General features: G+C 71.8%; 18 protein-coding genes. 10 read left to right on the top strand and 8 right to left on the bottom strand.

The annotated features are described in order from the left end of the window. Window positions 1–390: 390 nt before the first annotated feature. Both ACQPX6_RS16980 and ACQPX6_RS16975 read right to left on the bottom strand, forming a co-directional pair. On the bottom strand, window positions 391–1,230 hold the full coding sequence (locus ACQPX6_RS16980; RefSeq protein WP_433781442.1) for an alpha/beta fold hydrolase: 840 nt from the start codon (window positions 1,228–1,230) through the stop codon (window positions 391–393). Window positions 1,231–1,696: 466 nt separating this feature from the next. After that, a complete protein-coding gene (locus ACQPX6_RS16975) occupies window positions 1,697–2,266 on the bottom strand; it encodes a dihydrofolate reductase family protein (RefSeq protein WP_433781441.1) in 570 nt (189 codons plus the stop codon). Window positions 2,267–3,111: 845 nt separating this feature from the next. On the opposite strand from ACQPX6_RS16975, the gene ACQPX6_RS16970 reads away from it, so the two are divergent. Beyond that, on the top strand, window positions 3,112–3,438 hold the full coding sequence (locus tag ACQPX6_RS16970) for a hypothetical protein (protein ID WP_433781439.1): 327 nt from the start codon (window positions 3,112–3,114) through the stop codon (window positions 3,436–3,438). A gap of 91 nt (window positions 3,439–3,529) precedes the next feature. On the opposite strand, the gene ACQPX6_RS16965 is transcribed toward ACQPX6_RS16970, so the two are convergent. Then, window positions 3,530–4,339, bottom strand: a complete 810-nt coding sequence (locus ACQPX6_RS16965; protein WP_433781437.1) for a maleylpyruvate isomerase family mycothiol-dependent enzyme — start codon at window positions 4,337–4,339, stop codon at window positions 3,530–3,532. 623 nt (window positions 4,340–4,962) lie between these two features. Between ACQPX6_RS16965 and ACQPX6_RS16960 the strand changes: the two genes are divergently transcribed. The 5 genes from ACQPX6_RS16960 to ACQPX6_RS16940 all read left to right on the top strand — a co-directional run bounded on the left by ACQPX6_RS16960 (window position 4,963) and on the right by ACQPX6_RS16940 (window position 7,898). Continuing rightward, the gene (locus ACQPX6_RS16960) at window positions 4,963–5,718 is read left to right on the top strand and encodes an ANTAR domain-containing protein (RefSeq protein WP_433781436.1); all 756 of its coding nucleotides are present in this window, start codon (window positions 4,963–4,965) and stop codon (window positions 5,716–5,718) included. 208 nt (window positions 5,719–5,926) lie between these two features. After that, the gene (locus ACQPX6_RS16955) at window positions 5,927–6,127 is read left to right on the top strand and encodes a hypothetical protein (RefSeq protein WP_433781435.1); all 201 of its coding nucleotides are present in this window, start codon (window positions 5,927–5,929) and stop codon (window positions 6,125–6,127) included. 303 nt (window positions 6,128–6,430) lie between these two features. Then, window positions 6,431–7,174, top strand: coding sequence for a GAF and ANTAR domain-containing protein (locus ACQPX6_RS16950; RefSeq protein ID WP_433781434.1), 744 nt, complete (start codon window positions 6,431–6,433; stop codon window positions 7,172–7,174). A gap of 57 nt (window positions 7,175–7,231) precedes the next feature. Beyond that, window positions 7,232–7,426 carry an ANTAR domain-containing protein gene (locus tag ACQPX6_RS16945; protein ID WP_433781433.1) on the top strand — a complete coding sequence of 65 codons (195 nt, stop codon included), beginning with the start codon at window positions 7,232–7,234 and terminating at the stop codon, window positions 7,424–7,426. 205 nt (window positions 7,427–7,631) lie between these two features. Then, the gene (locus tag ACQPX6_RS16940) at window positions 7,632–7,898 is read left to right on the top strand and encodes a hypothetical protein (protein WP_433781432.1); all 267 of its coding nucleotides are present in this window, start codon (window positions 7,632–7,634) and stop codon (window positions 7,896–7,898) included. 152 nt (window positions 7,899–8,050) lie between these two features. On the opposite strand, the gene ACQPX6_RS16935 is transcribed toward ACQPX6_RS16940, so the two are convergent. Beyond that, complete coding sequence (locus tag ACQPX6_RS16935; protein ID WP_433788287.1) at window positions 8,051–8,647, bottom strand: STAS domain-containing protein; 597 nt, start codon at window positions 8,645–8,647, stop codon at window positions 8,051–8,053. A 582-nt stretch (window positions 8,648–9,229) separates the two neighbouring features. Between ACQPX6_RS16935 and ACQPX6_RS16930 the strand changes: the two genes are divergently transcribed. Beyond that, complete coding sequence (locus ACQPX6_RS16930; protein WP_433781431.1) at window positions 9,230–9,685, top strand: nuclear transport factor 2 family protein; 456 nt, start codon at window positions 9,230–9,232, stop codon at window positions 9,683–9,685. Here ACQPX6_RS16930 and ACQPX6_RS16925 read toward each other — a convergent pair. Both ACQPX6_RS16925 and ACQPX6_RS16920 read right to left on the bottom strand, forming a co-directional pair. Then, window positions 9,660–11,348, bottom strand: a complete 1,689-nt coding sequence (locus ACQPX6_RS16925; RefSeq protein ID WP_433781429.1) for a PEP-utilizing enzyme — start codon at window positions 11,346–11,348, stop codon at window positions 9,660–9,662. The two genes, ACQPX6_RS16930 and ACQPX6_RS16925, sit on opposite strands and share 26 nt — an antisense overlap. Window positions 11,349–11,448: 100 nt before the next feature. Beyond that, window positions 11,449–14,304, bottom strand: coding sequence for an ATP-binding protein (locus tag ACQPX6_RS16920; RefSeq protein ID WP_433781428.1), 2,856 nt, complete (start codon window positions 14,302–14,304; stop codon window positions 11,449–11,451). A gap of 277 nt (window positions 14,305–14,581) precedes the next feature. On the opposite strand from ACQPX6_RS16920, the gene ACQPX6_RS16915 reads away from it, so the two are divergent. After that, window positions 14,582–15,076, top strand: coding sequence for a Clp protease N-terminal domain-containing protein (locus ACQPX6_RS16915; RefSeq protein ID WP_433781427.1), 495 nt, complete (start codon window positions 14,582–14,584; stop codon window positions 15,074–15,076). A 104-nt stretch (window positions 15,077–15,180) separates the two neighbouring features. On the opposite strand, the gene ACQPX6_RS16910 is transcribed toward ACQPX6_RS16915, so the two are convergent. Continuing rightward, on the bottom strand, window positions 15,181–15,681 hold the full coding sequence (locus ACQPX6_RS16910) for a MarR family winged helix-turn-helix transcriptional regulator (protein ID WP_433781425.1): 501 nt from the start codon (window positions 15,679–15,681) through the stop codon (window positions 15,181–15,183). A gap of 1,064 nt (window positions 15,682–16,745) precedes the next feature. Between ACQPX6_RS16910 and ACQPX6_RS16905 the strand changes: the two genes are divergently transcribed. Next, the gene (locus ACQPX6_RS16905; protein ID WP_433781424.1) at window positions 16,746–17,186 is read left to right on the top strand and encodes an STAS domain-containing protein; all 441 of its coding nucleotides are present in this window, start codon (window positions 16,746–16,748) and stop codon (window positions 17,184–17,186) included. Window positions 17,187–17,395: 209 nt separating this feature from the next. Here ACQPX6_RS16905 and ACQPX6_RS16900 read toward each other — a convergent pair whose 3' ends face one another. After that, window positions 17,396–18,169, bottom strand: coding sequence for a hypothetical protein (locus tag ACQPX6_RS16900; protein WP_433781423.1), 774 nt, complete (start codon window positions 18,167–18,169; stop codon window positions 17,396–17,398). Between the two features lie 122 nt (window positions 18,170–18,291). On the opposite strand from ACQPX6_RS16900, the gene ACQPX6_RS16895 reads away from it, so the two are divergent. Continuing rightward, window positions 18,292–18,693 (top strand): STAS domain-containing protein, encoded by a 402-nt coding sequence (locus ACQPX6_RS16895; protein WP_433781422.1) that lies wholly within the window; start codon window positions 18,292–18,294, stop codon window positions 18,691–18,693. Window positions 18,694–18,699: the final 6 nt, after the last annotated feature.

Raw genomic sequence — 18,699 nt, 5'->3', positions numbered from 1 at the left:
GTGGCCGTCGACGGCAGCGCCTCCGCGTCGTGGTGTCTCCCGGAGCAGAGTTCGGCGCCGCATGCGGTCGAGGAGGAAGGGTCCGTCCTCGCCGGCCGAGTGGGATGCCCCGGCGCAGGAGCCGAGGCAGGGGCGAGGTCGACCAAGCGCCTACCGTCGCGGGCAACTCCGCGTCCGAGGACCCGGGTGCTGGCGGACCTGTGGGCTACGGAACCTGGTCTTCAAGGTCCGGACGCATCACGACGCTCTCTTGCTCGCTCGGGTCGATTTGTGCGCCCACGAGCAGGGCCGGTCTCGAGCTCCGGTTGAGCGCGACAAGCGCGCGAAACGTCGAAGGGTGGCGCGTCGGGAGATCGACGATGTTCGGGTGGCCGCGACATCGCGATCGGATCACCACAGCGACGAGGTGGCCGGAGGCACGTCGTCGAGGAAGGCGGTGATCATCGGTTCGAGGACCTGCACACCACCGAAGATCGAGATGTGCGACGTCGCAGGAAGGACGACGAGTCTGGCCCGCGGGACCGAGGCGATCGTTCCCGTCGCGGCCGCCTCCTCGTCGCCGCCACCGAGCAGCTCGAACATCGCCACGGCGTGCTCGGGCTTCAGGCCGTCGGCGTCTCCGACGATGACCATCGCCGGGGCCTGGATCGACCGCATCTGGGCGTCGCTGATGTCGTGGTCCTCGATGCCCAGCACCTTCATCTTCTCGACGTAGGCGTCGAACGCGCGAGGATCGACGGTGTGCCGGCGGAAGGTCTCGCCGATCGGGGTGTCCGCCAAGTCGTCGCCGGTGAGACCTGCGATCGCCCGGGGGACCGACGGGTACCAGCCGTCGGGGCGGTAGGTGGCGGACACGATGACGAGCTTGCGGCAGAGCTGCGGGTGACGCACCGCCAGCTGCAACGCCACGGCGCCGCCCTGCGAGTAGCCCATCACCTCGCAGCGCTCGACCTCCAACGCGTGCAGCAACGATGCGGCGTCGTCGCTGAACTGCTCGTACGACATGGCGCGCGGCGTGTCGGGCGTGCGGCCGTGTCCCTGTTGGTCGAAGACGATGACGGGGCGCTCGGCAGCGAAGGCCGCCACCCACCGCTCCACGAACTCGGTCGACTGGAAGGCGCCGGGAACGAGCAGCAGGGGCACGGCCCCCGAGGCTGCGAGATCGCCGTGCACTTCGTAGTACAGCTGGAGGCCGTTGATCGGCAGATGACCTCTGCGCGAGGGCTCCATGCGGCGACGGTATCCACCTCGACGCTGGCCGGCGACAGCATCACCACACTGGTGCTTGCCTGCGGATCGCCCCGGGCCCCCGGATGTTCTGCTCACCGCGCCTCCTCTACTGGGAAGGGGCCTGAGCGTCGGCTCCCGAGGGACGGAACCGGACGCCGACCGGGGTGAGCATTTTCCTCGCGAACCCGCAAGCGTCACGCCGATGGCTCGAGGCGCGCTACGAGCGCCTGGTGCACTACGGCGTCCTCGACGTCGGCGGCCACTTCGCAGCTCTCGAGTAGCCCAGCGCGTTCGTCGCCGAGCTCCGCCAGACCATGCGCAGCGCCGGGCGCTGACGTCAGCGGCGGAGGCCCTCGACGCAGGATCTGTGACCCGAGAGCGCCCAGGACTGTCAAGCTCCTGGCGGCCAGCGTCCCGGTCGGCTCTGGGGCTGCGGCGTCATGGCCCCCAGGTGCTGCGGGGTGCTCTATGCGCTGTAGCGGTGCAGTACCAGCGATGATCCGTCGAGCTGACGCGCCTCGAGGAGCCGCAGCGGTGTCGGGGGTCCGCGGAACACCGGGATGCCGGCGCCGAGAAGCGTCGGCCCGACGAGCAGGTGCAACTCGCCGACCAGGCCCGCGGTGAGCAGGTCGTTCCAGACGGTCCCGCTGCCGAACACCAGGATCTCGTTGGCGGCGAGCAGTTCCCGCACCGTCGCGTGGGCGTCGGCCCGTCGAACCACGGTCGTGGTGGCCGACCACGGTTCGTCCTCGCCGATGGTGAGCGAGTCGGAGACCACGACCTGGCGGGCTGCGTTGTGCTGCCGAGAGACCTCGCGCTCACTGTCGGAGGCGTTCGGGTCGTCGGCCACGCCGGGCCAGTAGCTGCGCAACAGCTCGTACGACGAGCGTCCGGTCAGCACGATGTCGGCGGCGCGGAGTCGTTCGGCGCAGTAGAGGTCGAAGCCGTCGTCGAACGGGAGCGCGGTGACGTCTCCGCCGGGGCCGGCCGAGAACCCGTCGAGGGAGACGATCGAGCAGACCACGAGCCTGCGCATCAGTTGTCCTTCAGGGTCGGCGATGTCGTTCCAGGGACGAGACCATGTCGGTCAGCTCGATCGAGCGCGCCTCCGGCTCCGTCCTGGGAGGTCTTCTGAGCGAGTCCTGGGAATCTGACTGCGGCTGGTGACCATACGGTCGACAGGTCTGTTGGACCCGTCTCCGGCATGCGGTGATGTTGAGAGCCCGTGAGCGTGATCCGTCCATCTCTCACCAGCAAGAGCCGGACCACATCCCTGCCACACGCCGACAATGACGTCGCTGCGGGCCGGCTCAGCCTTTCACCCGACCGAGACGCTGAGCGCTTGTTCCGGTTGCGTGTTATGAGGCCTCTATTCCATATTAATCCCGCTGCCCGGTTCTCGCTCGCTCCTGTATGACCTCGGCGCCGTCGGCGACGACGCCCTAGCGCGAGCACCAGCGTGAGGTCACGAGAGCCTCGGCCGCGGGCGCTTGGTCGTGCTGCGGCCCTCGGCCGACCCCGTCGGCGGACAGAGATCAGGCCGACCAAGCCGCGCCGGGACGGGAAGACGTCGCCGTCTTGATCGCACCGTGTGCGTGCTACGACGACGTCGGTGATCCTTGGGCGTGGACATTGAGGTGCTCTACTTCGACGGCTGCCCCAACGCCGAGGAGTACGTTCCTCGCCTGCGGGCGGTGATCGTTCTTCAAGAACCTCGAGAAGGCCGCGAAGAACGGGGTCATCGACTACCAGAAGCAAGGCTTCGGGGGCCCGCACCATCGGGCGCGCAATCCCGCCCACGACGTCGCGAGGTTCGTCGAGACGATTCTCCAGCTGCTCAAGGGTGAGTTTCGAGGCATCGATCTGGGCCACACAGCTCGGGTGTTCCGCGACGCGGAGGCCGCCGTCCCGGTGGCCACCGTGGTGGAGGCGGCGGTGCTGTTGTGCCGGCATCTCCTCAGCGACGTCGTCACCCCGACCAGCCTCCCGCTGCCCGGCTCGTCGCTGCTCGACGAGCTCTTCGGGGTCACGGGGCGCGACCTGAACCGATTGCTCTACCAGGGTGAGCGCGGCAAGATCACGGGACTCGGCGTGCTGGTAGGTGTCCTCCGGGCCCTCAATCGGCAGCCGCGTCTCGACCTTGTTCTCGCGAGCCCGGCCACAGTTCCAGAGGAGAACGGTTGCCGCCGTCGGGAGACCTCATCGTGAGCCGCCCGACCTCCAGACGCTGATGGGGGCAGAAATGCAGGCCCGCAGAGCCGACGTACGTGCAACCGTGCTCGCGGCCGGGTTCCTCGACTCAGCCGGCTTGGTGGGCGGTGTGGTCGATCCAATGGGTCAAGAGGTCCAGGTCGCCCGAGACCTGCACGCCGTCGTCCGTCGCGGCCGAGATCGACCGACGCCTGGTCAGCACGAGCAGCAACGAGGTCGCCGGCCCGCGGACCGTGACGTCGGCGTCGGCGTGCCGGTGCTGCCACGTCGCTCCCTCGGCGCTGCGTTCGACCAACCATTCGCCGGCCTCGCCGAGACTCGGCTCGTCGCCGGCGTGCAGGTGCAGTGTCTGCCCGCTGCCGCGGAGTGCCTCAGCGGAGTCCGGCCGCTGTGCCGCCCATCCCGGCGAGGTCATCATCGCCAGGTGGTCGGTGATCGCCTCGGCGGCGAGCTCGGCGTCGAGCCGGTAGGTGACACCCGCGGCGGCCGCCGCGTCGGCGCGGTGGATGATCGTCTCGCACAGCACGCGGCGCAGCCAGAACTGGATCCCCGACCGATCGTCCCCCGCCGGGTTCCACACCGGCGCGTCCGGGTCGGCGTCGATGCCGGCGGTAGCCAGCCGCGATGCGGCCTCGGCCAGCCACGACGCCCAGGCGTCCTGGTCAGCTGGCAGTTCCGCGACCGATGAGGGCAGCTGTGAGGGGTCGGACACCCGGTCCTCCACGATCGAGCCCACCCAGTACTGGGTCTGACCGAGATGCTCGACGAGCTCGCGCAAGCTCCATCCCGGGCACGTCGGCACGGGTGCATCTGCCACGGCGCGACGCGCGGTGGCGGCGAACTGAGCGGTCTGGTCCACCAACTCCTGCCCGTACCGTTCCAGCGTCAGTTCGGTCATCGCCCGCAACCTCTCGTCTCGTGGCGGAGTGCGGTCAGTAGGCCAGACCCGCTTGTGCGGCGGAAGCCATCGAGTCCGCCCCCGCCACCAGGTGCGTCTCGTCGACCTGGGCCTCTCGGGACCGACCTCGAGAACGCGGAGCGCGTCGCCGAGGAGCCCCGATGGCCGAGCACGTCCAGCACGAATGCGACGACGAGGAGCGAAGATCCGTGCCGATGCTCGGGCCCTCGGCGTGTCGTAGAGCGGGTTCGCCGAAGACCTGCTGACGACGCCGTGAAGAGCCCCGACGGCCGTACTCGGGGGCGTCGAGGTCCTTCGTCTGGCGTAGGCGAGCCTGTGCAGTACACGTAAGGTCGCCGTGAGCGGTTCGCCCGCCCCTTCCGGGACCGGGACCAGGAGCTCCAGCGGGCGTCGTGGAGCTTGATGCTCGCGGGAACGCAGGCGATCAGCTGGAGGTGGCGGTGGACGAGCACGGCGCGGGCCCCGACACGACCAGGCCCGCCCAGAACAGGACAGGGCTGCGGCCCCGTCGGTGGCTCGCCGAGCACCTTCCGTCTCGCGATGGACGAGGCGATCCCGCGACGGCGCCCGCCAGGGAAGCAGCAGACCCGACCGTCGGTCCTGTGGCGCGGGAGTTCTCGGCGGTCGCCCGGATGCTCAGCGCCCCCGTCGGCGAGACCGGCGGCGTTGTCGATGTGCTCGACCGAGTCGCTCACGCCGCGCTGAAGATGATCGATGGCGCCGAGATGGTCAGCGTGAGTCTGCGCCTCGACGACGGTGCCTTCACCACGCCTGCGCGGACCGACGTCGTGGCCGGACAGCTCGACCAAGCCCAGTACGAGGCAGGGGAAGGACCGTGCCTCGCGGCGACGATCACTTCGGGTCTGGGGCTTGCCTATCACCCTGACCTCGCCGTCCCCGATCACCCGGTGGACGCTGAGGCCGCCCCCGGAGAGGGCGACGGCGTGCCCTGGCCGACCTGGGGGCCGCGAGCCGTCGCGCTCGGGGTGCGGTGTGTGCTCTCCACCGGCATCTTCCCCGACGGGGAGCCGCCCCGACAGGCGGCGCTCAACTGTTACTCGTCGCTGCCCCACGCACTCGATCACGCCGACCGTGACACGGCCCTGCTGCTCGCTTCCTTCGCCGGGGTGGCGCTACACCACACCGCCGCACGCACCGCTGCGGAGCTCGAGGCCGCCCACCTGCGCGCGGCGTTGTCGAGCCGAGACGTGATCGGGCAGGCCAAGGGCATCCTCATGGAGCGTCATGGCTATGACGCCGACAGAGCTTTCGACGCCCTGACACGCGCCTCCCAACAGCTCAACGTCAAGTTGCGGGACATCGCTGACACGCTCGCGCGTCGCCACCGCGAGCTCTGATCGTCGCGCTGGTCCTGGTCCGGTGGAGCCGACGAGCCCGAGCACCAGCGGCCCGGCACACAGCCCGCGCCGCCGAGGGGAAGACCCCGTAGCCGGCCGTTGTCCGTTGTTGGACGGATCGCGATGTGTCAGTCACGGTGGGGTGGTCAGCCCCGGCCCGGACCCCGCCGCCCGCTGTGTCAACGCAGCTGCGACGGAAGGTGGACCGATGGACACGTCCGACGGCTACGAGTTCACCTGGCACGAGGACGACGAGCTCCACCAGGCCGAGGGCCGGGTTGCGGTGCGACTCGGTATCAGCATCGAGCAGGCCGTGCACACCATCCACCGCCGGGCGCAGGCGTCGGCGCTCACCCGGGCGGAGATCGCCACCCAGATGCTCGACGAAGCGCCCAGACCAACACGTTGAGAGCGTCTCCCCGAATCCCGCCGTGCCGGGTACGTGCAGCCCCGTCGATCGGGGCCAGCCCCCGCACGGATCGTCCGGGCTCTGTACGGTGACGGTCACAGCGGTCGACGTGACGGGCGCTGACCGGACGCGGAGCGCTCCGCTCGGCACGAGCGCTCCCGGTGGTCCCGTTGTTCATGCGCGTCCCGACCGGCCTCCGGGTGGCGGGCAGAACGCAGCCATGGCGCTTCGGCTCTGCTCGGCGCAACCGCCTCGTCGAGGTGCTGTGTTCGTCCCCGCCGCGAAGTACGAGGTGGGACCCCCATGGACCCCCGTCAGAACGACCAGCTCCTCATCGCCCTGCGCCACGCCTCCCGCGAACTCGCCCAGCGCCGCAGCATCCGCGACCTGGAGCAAACGCTGCAGGAGATCGTGACCTCCGCTGTCCACACCGTCCCCGGAGTGGACGCGGGCAGCATCTCCATCACCGAGCACGGGCGCATCGAGACCCGCCACCCCACCAGCGAGGTCATCCGCAAGCTCGACGAGACCCAGAGCGAGCTGCGCCAGGGCCCCTGCATCGAGGCGATCGAGGACCCGCCCGAGAGCGGGATCGTCGTCGCCCAGGACTTCGCCGGCACCGACGCCGAGCTCTGGCCACGGTTCGCGCCGCGCGCGGTGGACGCCGGCTTCCGGGCCCTGCTCTCCACGCAGCTGTCCACCAACGGCGGACCCCGGGCGGCGCTGAACCTCTACTCCCACGCCCCGGACGCGTTCGACGAGCACAGCCGCACGATGGCCGGGCTGTTCGGGGTCCAGGCGGCGTTGCTGCTCTACGGCGCCGGCCAGGCCACGCACCTGCAGAAGGCGGTGGACAGCCGCGACCTGATCGGGCAGGCCAAGGGCATCCTCATGGAGCGCTTCAGCATCGACGGCGAGGCCGCATTCCAGATGCTGGTCAAGTCCTCCCAGGACACCAACATGAAGCTCACCGCCGTCGCGGGGTGGCTCACCAGCCGGAAGCCCGGCTCGACCGGGACCGGAATCAACTCCGAGACGCCCGGCTGACTCGCCGTCGCGCACGCGTTCGGTGGACAGCGAATGCCTCGTCGGGCAGCCCCGCGCGTGCCGCACCGCGACCTGATCGGGCAGGCCAAGGGTCTGCTCCGGGAGCGGTTCGAGGTCGACGACGAGGACGCGTTCCGCATGCTGGTCAAGTCCTCCCAGAACACCAACGTGGAGCTGACCGCCGTCGCCCCAGTGGCTCCTCGACAACGCCGACGCCTCGGGTGCTCTCCCCGAGGCGGTGGAGCGCGCTGAGTTCGACCGTCGAGTCCCGGGTCGGGCCCGGCCACACCTGCACGGGCTGCCAGCAACGACAGAGCGTGGACCGCGGAGGGTCAACTCCACGGGACGCCGCCCGGGGTGTGTTGACGTCGCGCCCGATCGGACAAGGTACGCGGAACGGTCCACCACGGTGCCGACTTCTGGTCCGACCAGCAGCCCGCACACTCGGAGGTGACCGATGCCCGGCAACGGGTCGATCGACGTCGAGAGAGTCCTGGAACAGGCGCACGCCGCCATCGTCGACGTCAGTGCCGGTGGGATCGTCGCCGAGCACGTCATCCCGGAGCCGGACGACGAGATCGCGCTGCACGCGCCGCTGAAGCGGGAGCACCCCGGGCCGATGGAGATCGACCCGGCCACCGAGGCCGTTCTCCAGCAGCACCTGGGCGGCGTGGAGAGGGTGCCGCAGCCCCGGCCGTCCGGCCCCGACAGTGGCGATCGCTGAGCTCCACGGCAACATCGGCTACAGCGACAGCAGGCCCTGTGACAGCTCTCTCGGACCGATCTGTTCTGGGTCCGAGCGCGTCGCTCGCGTCCGCGGGATCGCCGTCTCCTGAGCCGTAGTCGATGCCGTGCGGGGCCCTGTGGTCAGCGGTGTCACGCGGTCGGGCGCGAGCATCCTCGGTCGGCTGGCCGCAGCGGCAGCAGCTGGTCGAGGTTGGTGAGCTCGACCACGCGGCAGACCGGGCGGCAACTGGCGATCACCATCCAGCCCACGCCGTGGGCTGCGGCCAACTCCGTGATCCGCAGCAGGACGGTGAGCCCGGCCGCGGACAGAAAGGTCACTGCGTCGAGATCGCACACGACGCGGGGCGGGGCGGCGCCTCGCCGCTGTGAGGCGTCGACCCGGCTCTCGGAGGCCACCGCGGTGACGGCCTGCTCGAGTACTGCCTGCAGACGCGAGGTGGTGGCCAGGTCGACCTCGCCGTGCGCCCGCACGATGATCTCACCTCGCCGTGGCTGGACCGGGGCCACGATCAACCCGCCGGCCGCATCGGCTCTGGTGTGCCGGGCGTGCGCGCCAGCCCTGATGTCCTCGCCGACCGGGCTCGCGGCCGTGGGTGCTGGTGATCCGGGCCTCGACGAAGAGCCCCGATCGCGCGTGAGGCATTCGCCGGCTGCGCTCCGGCGCGGGCGGGCCGGCTGGCTCTCGCGAGTCGGGGCGGTGAACAGCGGGACAGGAAGCTCCAGCATGGGGACGGCCTCTGCGTTCCGAGGGGAACTGACGGCGGCGAGCTCGCTGGTGGACCCGCCCACCCGGGAGCATACCGATCGGTTGGGCGCAATCGAAGACTTCGGACGGGAAGCCGAGAAAATGGACCCGGTACGGCGAGGCACTTCGGGTCCGTCCTCCACCTGGATGTGGTCAGACGACGACGGCGTGACGAGGAGGCCGGACCGACCCGGTCATTGATCGGGTCAGTGCAGTGGTCACCTCGTGGAAGGCCGCCGGCTCGGTGAGCAGCCCGAGTGGCCGGCGGCGACCTCGACGTTGCGGGCGTGCGGGCCACGGCTGAAGCGCCAGGGCACGGTTCGATCGAGGCGGCTGTACGTCGTTCAGCTCGTGGGTCACGTCGATGGGGGCACGTCCGGGGGGACGCTCGTCGTTGTGTCGATCATCGGCCGTCACGCGATGACCACTGGTGGGTGACGCAGGCGGCCACCTCAGCGGCCGGCGCGGTCCCTGGGTGTGGCATCGGCAATTGTTCCGATGTCGCAGCTGCCGCAGGGGAGAACGGTCACGGGCATCAGCCGCCGTTCCACCCAGGAGTCCCGATGTCCCTGCCCACCGCGTCCATCGCGGTCGACGCACCCTTCACCACTGATGCTGCGACCACAGACGTCGTCCGTGCGGCCTGTCGCGCCTGGGCCGACCGGGACGAGGAGGCCCTGCATGAGCACCTCGACCCCGACGTGCTCTGGCGCGCCGCCGTCGGCAGCCCGTACGCGGGAAGCTATCGGGGGCCGGACGAGGTGAGCGTGCTCCTGCGCCGCATGGCCGAGACCTGGCCGGCGTGGGAGGTCGATGTCGACGTGATCGCGAGCGCCGCTCACCAGGGACTGGTCGTCGGCACGTACCGAGGGCGGGCGGCGTCCACCGGGCGCTCGGTCGAGGCCAGGTTCGCCCAGGTCTGGAGCGTGCGGGACGGCCGGGTGACCAGCCACGAGGAGATCGTCGACTCCTCCCGGCTGCTGGCGTCGCTCATCACGGCGCAGCCATCGATCCCGTGACCCTCACGAGCCCGGCGTCGCCGTCGACCTCCACCAGTTGGCCGTCGATCAACACCCGGCTGGCGTCGCCGGTGGCGACGACGGCGGGCACGCCGAACTCGCGGGCCATGATCGCCGAGTGCGACAGGACGCCGCCGCTGTCCGTGACGAGCGCGCCGACGGTGGAGAGGACGACGGTCCACGCGGAGGCGAACGTCGGGCACACCAGGACGTCGCCTGGTCGCAGTTCTTCGAGGTCCCGGTCGTGACGGACGACGCGAACGGTCCCCGTGGCGCGGCCGCGGGCCGCTGCCACGCCGTCGACGTCGCGGTCGACCACGGCTCGCGCCGCCAGTCGTGAGGGCTCGAGCATCCGCCCGACGAGCCAGACCATCCCCTCGTTGAGCCAGCGGGCCGGGTTCGGGAGGTCGTCGATCCGGGGCGGGCCCGGGTTCTGGCCGAGGAGCGGGGGCGGGGTGGAGTGCTCGGCCAGGGTGGCGTCGTGCCGGCGTGTGGCCGGGACGCGACGGTCCACCGTCATCCCCGAAGCCAGCGCGCGGATCTCGTCGTGGTCGAGCCAGAACACGTCTTCGATGCTGTCGAGCGTGCCCCGGGAACGGGCCCGTCGCCCGACCTCCAGCGCGGCGTACCGGATGAGGGCGAGTGGCTCGGTCCACGTGACGGGACCCGACTCCTCGCGCAGGGGATAGGCAGCGGCGGCCCGCGCCCGGGCTCGCTGGAGCCGCACCCGCGCCGGCCCGTCCACGGCGTCGGGGACCGGAGCCGGCCCCTCCTGACTCACGAGCACCCGTGATGACGGGACCGGCACCGCCGTCGGCGACCCGGCGTCGAGGCGTGCGTGCACCGCCCGCAGCACCGTCGTGGGTGCCTCCGCAGCGGTGGGGTGTATGAGTTCGTAGCCCGGAGTGCGGTGTCCGTAGCGCTCGAGATACGCGTCGAGCGCCGTGAGGAAGGCCGTGACGTCGGGGTTCTCGACGAGATCGGCCCGAGCGGGCGGATCTCCTGCCGGTGGCTCGACGTCCGCCCCCAGCCTCTGGTCGAGGAGGGCCCGGACCGGCTCGCGACCGGCGAGTCGAACGAGGTGATCGAGTGCGGCAGGGACCTCGAGGAGTGCCGGCGCGCTGCCCCCGAGGAGGCGGATCACGTCGTTGTCGTCGCCGAGCACCTCGCGGGCGGTGTGCCGCAGCTCCGCGAGGGCTGCCGTGATCACTGCGTGGACCTGGAAGTGGACCTCGAGTGCGCGGCTCTGGTGGGTCACGGTTGCCGCGAGGTGCTCGGCGAGGGCGTCGTCGGGGAGGCGCGTGCGGTCGATCGCCCGCAACGCCCGGCTCCGGGCCTCGAGCGCAGGACGCCAGGCCTGCCGCCATGACCGAAGGCCTGCGCCCGCCAGGTCCTCGGCGAGGACCTCGTCCCCGCGTGTGACGGCGGCGGCGGCGCGGGCGGCGGTACCGGCCGCGTCGACGCGGCGGAGGTAGGTCCATCCACCGATCTCGCGCCAGTCGAGTCGCTCGGGGAGGGCGCCGACTCCGGCGAACCACCACCGGGACGCCTCTCCGACCAGCGGCAGCACGGCCGTCGCCATCAAGGTGCTCAGCGGCCGGGGGCAATGGGCGACGTCGCGTTGCCAGAAGCCCTCCGGCACGGTCGGCTCGGCTTCGGCCAACGTCGCCTCCTCGGGCTCGACGGGAGTGACGTGGATCGTGGGCACCTGCCCCGCCGGTCGGCATCGGTAGATCTACCGACATGTGCCGGAGCGCGGTGTCTCACGGATCGTCGTCGTGGTCGTGGAGCCAGGAGGCGAGCGCGGTGCGGGACGGCAGGCCCAGCCGGCGGTAGATGTGCTCGAGGTGGGACGTCACCGTGCGGACACTGACCGTCAACTCTCGGGCCACGGCGGCGTTCGTGTGCCCGGCGGCCACCAGTCGAGCGACCTCCAGATCCCGCGGGCTGAGCGCGTCGCCGGTTCGCCCGGGTGTCCGCAGTCGTGCTGCGGGAACTCCCAGGGCCCGAAGCGCCGACCGGCACCGTGCTGCCCACCAGCGGTCGCCCAGACGCCGGAAGCCCTCCCAGGCGGCGAAGAGCGACTCGACGTCGCCGGCGTGGAACCGAGCAATGGCGGTCTCCCGGGGCAGCTCCAGGGCCTCGAACCCGGCGGCTGCCTCTTTCGTGATCGCGACGGACTCCGGCGCGCCGTCCAGATCCGCCACGAGCCCGGCCGCGAGGCGCGCCACCCCGGCCGCGTAGGGACCGTCACTGGCCCCGACCGTGCCTTCCAGCCGGCGCAGCGCCGTTCTGTCGCCGCGACGGTGAGCGTGGCGAACGGCCAGTACCGCGAACGGCGGGAAATGCTCCCAGCCCCGCGGAACGACCTCCTCGGCCTGGACGGAGTCCTCACTCCGCCCGGCCCGGTCGCCGTCGACCGCGAGGATGGCTGCGGCCCAGTCGACGAGGAGCATGGCTCGAGAGCCTGGGACGTCCCGGGCGAGCCTCTGAGCGCGGTGCAGTTCCTTTCTCGCCGCTGCGGTATCTCCCGCGAGGCTGAGGCCCGCGGAGAGCACCCCCGCGCAGGCCACGAGGATCCGGCCGGAGCCCGCGTGCTCGGCCGCGGCGACCGCCGGTCGGAGCCGTTCGGTGGCGTGCTCGATGTCGCCCGCCATGATCTCCGCGATGCCGACCCGGAACTCCGCCTGGGCTCGCAGCGCCGGATCCGTGACGCGATCGTCCGCCGTCGCCTGCTGCGCGTGGGCCAGGAGTCCACGGTGGTCGCCCAGCATCCAGCAGGCCAGCGTGGTCTCCAGGTGAGCCCGACGGGCGATCGCGGAATCGTCCCGAGCAGTGCGCGAGGACAGCACGGACTCCGCGGCCAGACGCGCCGTGTGGAAGCGGCCGCCGTTGAGCTCAGACCAGCACTGCCCCAGGAGGCCCTCGACCGGGTCGCGCTGCGGGTCACCCCGCAGACGACGGAGCTCCGCGACGTCGTCCGCCACCGTCGCCGGACTCGCCCCTGGATCTGCGAACATCAGCCGCGTGTGCAGGGCGGCGGCACGTTCCGGGCCGTCGTCCGCAGCGACGGCCAGCGCTCGTTGCAGGTGGTCGCGGGCCGTGTCGACGTCGAGGCGATCCCAGGCCAGCAGGGCCCGTCGCCGGTGCAGGCGCGCCGCTGTGCTCGGCGCGATCCCCTCTGCGTGCCGGAGCGCCTCGTCCCAGGCCGCGCCGGCGCGGAAGCGCTCACCGCGGTACTCGAGGGCCTGGCCGAGGAGCTCGAGGGCTTCGACGAGTTCGCCGATGTGGGCCCGGGAGCGTTGCGCGAGGCGACGCGCCGCGAGGGCGAGTTCGACGACGTCGTCGAGCGCCGCCGTCGAGCGCAACACGTCCAGGACCACGGACAGCGCTCGGGAGGGATCGACCTCCGTGCCGGCGGCGACCGCGTGGGACGCCTGGTCGTGGACGGCTTCCGGGTGCAGGTCGACGAAGCCCTGGAAGAGCCGGGCGTGCAGGCGCCGGCGCACGAGGACGCCGAGATCGTCGGCGACCGCGCGGCGCACCAGCGGATGCTCCACCCGGTAGACGACCTCGTCGTCGGCCTCTTCGTCGACCAGCCCGGCTGCCGTGAGCCGGGCCAGGGCGGCGAGCAGATCCTCCGGCGAGAGGTCGAGCGCGTGGGCGAGCACGTCGTACGGCACGCCCGAAACACCCAGGGAGAGGGTCCGTAGCACGACGCGGTCGGCTTCGTCCCGCAGAGCCAGGCGGTCGAGCACGAGGAGGCGCACGGTCGCGGGCGTTTCCGCGGAGGGGTCCCTCGTCAGGACCCACGCCCGACCGTCGTGGTGCAGACCGTCGGTCTCGATCAGCGCCAGGACCAACGCCCGCACGTACAGAGGCACGCCGGCCGCGTGGTCGCGAACGAGGCGCACGAGGTCCGCGGGCGGGTGATCGTCGATCAGGTCGTGCAGCATGGTGTTGGTCTGCTCGTCAGACAGGCGGGTCAACTCCAGCCGTCGCGATCGAGGCCAGGCGTCGAGCCAACCGGTGACGGAGCCGGGCGTGGGCCCATCGTCACCGTTCCCCACCAGATCGGTGCGCCGAGTGGCGAGGACCGCGACGGGATGGTCCTCGGCGGCCGGAGCCAGGTGCCGCAGGACCTCGAGCGTCGCGCGGTCCACCCACTGGGCGTCGTCGACGACCAGGAGCACCGGTTCGCGATCGGCGAGGCGGCGGATCAGATCCACCAGGGCGTAGACGAGAGCCGCCCGCTCCAGCTCCGGATCGGCCACCGCCGACGGCGGCGCGACGTCCCCGGGCCACAGTGCGTGCAGGCGCGGCAACCCCTCGACCAGGGCCGGCCACCCCGGCGAGCGTCGTACGAGGGTCAGCGCGCCGACGAGTCCGGAGAACGGCACCTCGACCGCATCCTCCGCGGACTGGACACGCAGCACGGTGACGTCGCCGGCCCGCGCGACCACGTCGTTCACCAGGCGCGACTTGCCCACGCCGGCCGACCCGACGACGAGCCCGGCGCCTCCGATGCCGCGCGACAACCCACTGACCAGGGAGAGCAGCTGGGCTCGCTCGTCGTCCCGCCCCACGATGCGGCCGCGAGCACGAAGCAGCCCGGGCATGCGGTCTCCCCCTCCGACGCGATCGGACACTAGGACAGAGCCTCCGTCCTCGGGAAGAACGTGACGGCTGGGGGTCTGACACGCCGCGCTGTCGGTGGAGGAGCTGCCGACGCACCCGATCGAAGCCCTCGACGACGACCGCGGTCAGCGCTTCAGGACGGCATGTAGGGTGCACACGATCGTGCACGTGGTGCCCCTGCGCCTTCTCGTCGGACGCCTCGCCCTCGTGCCCCAGTCCGTCGTTCCTGGCAAGGCGGGAGAGGGTCGAGCCCTGGGCATGCGCCACCGAGGCAAGGACGCGTGCGCCTGGCCGGGGTGGGTCCGCGCGGCCGGCCTCGCGGGAGCCCAGGGCCGTGAGCGGGCGGGGACGGAGCACCTGCTGCTGGCCCTGGCCGACGGCCCGGCCGGTCCCGCCCGCGAGGCGCTGACGTCCGCGGGCCTCGTCCTCGGGGTCGTCCGGCGCGCCTTGGCGGCGATCGCGGGCCCCGATTCGGCGCCGTCGAAGCCGCTGCCCCTCGACGGGGTCGTGCCCGGTGATCGCGCTCGGGTGATCCTGGGCCGGGCGGTGGTCCTCGCCGAGGGTCGACGGGTCGGCATCGGTCAGCCCTCGACCGCGGCCGGCGCGGCGACGCCCGACGACGTGGACGTCCTGCTCGCGCTCGTCACCTCAGCGGAGCCCGGCCTGGCCCGGCTGGTCCTCGAACAGCACGAGGCGGTCGACGCCATCGAGCGCTCACTGCTGGATCAGACCGGCCGCCACTCCGCGACGTAGTCACGGGCGAAGTCCGCGATATCGCTGGGGACATGCCGGTGCGCCTCGCTGCCGACCAAGGTCTATGTACCGTACACTGATCGTGGTCGACGCGCAGCGCGCCCCTAGGCGTCGTCACCGTCGTCGTACGACGGCACGAGAGGCGCCCCTCGGGCCGGGTCCACGGCCGCCTCCGCGAAGCGGCCGAGCAGGTCGACGAACACCAGGACCTCGGCGTCGGTCCAGCCCTCGAGGGTGGATCGCAGCCGCTCGAGGCGGACGGCCAGGCCACGCCCGTGGAGCGCTCGGCCGGCGTCGGTGAGCCCGACAGCCGCGCGCCGACCGTCGGTGGCTTGCTGCTCGCGCGTCACCATCCCGGCCTCGACGGCCCTGGTCACGAACCGGCTCGCCGTGCTCGGGGCGACGCCGGCGAACGTGGCGACGTCCGCGACGGTCGTCGTGGCTTCCTCACTCCCACGGGCGCAGGCCTCCACGACGAGGACGGTGGACAGGTCGACGTGACCCATCCCGTCGGGCACCTTGGGTGACCGGGCCGGAGGCACGGCCCACACCCGACGCAGTCGCATCATCGCCGCGTCGAGCGCCAGGAGCTCCGCAGATGCCACGACGCGATGGTAGGGCGAGTGGTCACGATGCGTTTCAATCACCGCGCGGGGCTCCACGCCGAGCCGAGACGCAGCTTGTCGGGACCCATCGCGATCCGACTCGCACATCGACGCGGGTCAGGCTCGCGGCTCCAGCGCGGCACTCAAGGTCGGGTACACGACCGTCTCGGTGTGATCGATCGCTGACCAGGCGTCCACTGCACGCGGATCCGACACGACCGGTCGAGGGCTCCACCGCGCCAGGGCTTCGATTGCTCACGGAACCAACGGATCAGCTCGCGGTCCACAGGTCCGGTGACCGTGACCACCCGACCCCGGTGACGGCCTCGCTCACCGTGACCGTCCGCCCAGCGCATGCGGGACGAAGTCCACGGAGGCGGTCAGAGCGCGCCTCATCAGCCATCCCCGTCACCGAAGCGAGGGTGCCGCGACTCGCGGCGCCCGTTCTCCGACTCCCGGTGCGCCCACCGGGCGCGAGCCGATTCCCCGACGTAGAACGCCGGCGCCGTGACGCCGGCCCCGCAGGCCGGGCAGGAGCGACGCTCGCCTCGGCCTCCGTCGACGAGGATCCCCGGCGGGAACGACCGGAGGCGACCGCGACACGGGTCACCCGGACAGATCAGCTCCTGGTTCCACACCAGGTGATCGCCGAGTGCCGGCGAGCGCGCGTGTCGCTCGTCGTCGCCTCCGTCGCCTCCGTCGTACAGCGATGCTGTCGGGTGATCCATGCGCGCCCCCGTCGGACCGGAACACAAGGTGGTGCGCCGGTGGTGAGAGCGACGCCGTGAACCACGCCGTGCGACCCGGCGGCGCAGCGACCACGCGTCGGTCACCCCGACGAACTCCGCCGCAGGATCGGCGCCGCGCTCGGACTCGTTATCGCTCACGACCAACATGTGTGCAATGCACGAGAAGCGTGGGCCAGCCGGTCGTGTCGCGCGCCGCCGAACGGACCTATCGCGCGGAGCGGCGTGCACCCGGGTCAACGGGTGGGTACCGGAGGCTCGCACGTCGCGGTTGAACCCCCAGCCGAGTCCCATCGAGACCACGCTGGGCGGAGACAGATGACCGCTGGCGAGCCCGAGCACGTCGGGCCACACCCCACACCACCGCCGGGTCCCGGGCTCCTCCTGGACAGGACGCCGTCACGGCGAGCGCGATCGGGACCGAGGGGCGAGTCGGACGCTCGCTCGGGAGATCGAGGGGCCTACGCCGACATCGAGGTCCGACAGGTCGATGCGGCGCACGGAGTCATCATCACCGTGGCGGGGCCGCTCGAGTCAGTCGGCGCCGCCGCGCTGGGGAAGCACCTCGGGGCGGAGCTCGATCGCGGGTTGAGCGTGATCGTCGTCGATCTCTCGCACGTCCCGACCTGTGAACCCATCGGAGTCGAGATCCTCGCGAGCGCTCGGCACCGAGCCCGGCTCAGGGATGTCACCATGCATCTCGTGCATCTCGGTGCGCCGGACGCGCGCCGCTGGCTCACCGAATCAGGACTGGGATGAGCAGGCCGGGGGTCAGCTCTGAGTAGGCGGGGCGGTGCTGGGCGGAGGTCGACGGTCCCGCTACCTCCTGGACCGCCGGCTTTGCGTCAGCTCCCCGTGACCTCGTCCTCGAGCCCGATCGCACGCATGGCCGCGGCGGTCGCCTCGACGTGGTGGGCGAGGATCGGGGGCCAGTGTCGCGGCGGCGTCGCCGAGCTCGCGGGCATCGCTCACGCCGCCTGGGAACGCGGGCGGGCCAACGCCTCTCCGATGATCGTCCTGCACTCCTGGCGGAGGGTGCTCGTCGCGCGGGACCCGTCCTCGAGGTGGCGTGGAAGTACCGGCGGCATGTCGTCGATGAAGCCCATCGCCCAGCTCAGCGCGAGCGCCGCTCCGTCAGGGATGGCCGTCGTCCATCCGTAGGCCGACCGTTGTCCCCACCAGCGGCGCCGCTCTGGACCGTCGAGGCGCGCGATGCCGGCTTCACGCCACCAGTCGGACTCGGGGTACGCGTCACTGCGCGACAATGCGCCGCAGACGATCAGTTCGCCCGTCGCACGCCATTGCTTCGGAGCTGCCGTGTCAGCCGTCGCCGGCGCGGTCGGATGTACGCCACGACCCAAGCGAGTGCGCACTGCGCTCCGTGCACGTCGGGGGACCTCCCGCGGTTCACATGGGTCCACAGGAGCCGGCGTCGTGTCGAGGACGGCGGCGAGCGTCCTCGGCGCGGCCGTGCCGCCACCGGCGGCGAGCACGCGGAGCAGCTCGAGACAGACCGTGTCGAGCAGGCCGAGGTGCGCGCCGGCCGCGGCGCCCGACTCCGCGGGATCGACCAGCTCCGCGACCTCGTCGACCCGCACCCGGCCCCGGCGGTCGAGGCCGTCGAGCAGGACGGTGAGGCGGACGGGCACCCCACCGGTCTGGCCGGCCAGTGCCCGGAGGCGCTCGCCGGGCGGGACGCCGAACCGGGCGCGGACCGCCTCATCACGCCCGAGGGTCGCCATGCACCTCGTCCCCCTCGGAAGGGGGATACGTGCCGTGCACCCCAGGGGCTCGGTCTCCGAGGGCAGGGCTGGAATCCGCGTCCGGTGCTGACGCACTCGACCGGGCACGCGAGGATGGCGTCATGACTGAGCCCGAGCGGGTCGGCGGGGGCCCGTTCGACGACGAGCCTGCGGGTCTCGACGGGGAGTCTGCGGGTTCTGTGGCGCTCGTGGAGGTGCCGGAGGGCGTCGTGCTCGCCGTGACCGGGCCGCTCGATCTCGCGGGCGCGCCCAAGTTGCGGCGCACCGTCGAGCGGGCCGCGCGGTTGCGGCCGGCGCTCCTGGTCATCGACCTGACCGAGGTGACCTTCCTGGCCTCGGTCGGCATGGCCGAGCTCGTCCGCGCGAACCGGGATCTGAGGGGGACGTGCTCGGTCCACGTCGTGGCGAGCGGACGGCTGGTCCTGCGCCCGCTCGAGCTGACCCGGCTCACCGACGAGCTCGCGATCCACTCCACCCTGGCCGACGCCCTCGCCGCGGGATGAGCCCGA

Source organism: Actinomycetospora sp. CA-101289, assembly GCF_050955895.1.
Taxonomy (GTDB): domain Bacteria; phylum Actinomycetota; class Actinomycetes; order Mycobacteriales; family Pseudonocardiaceae; genus Actinomycetospora.
This window is presented reverse-complemented; position numbering and strand designations above follow the sequence as displayed.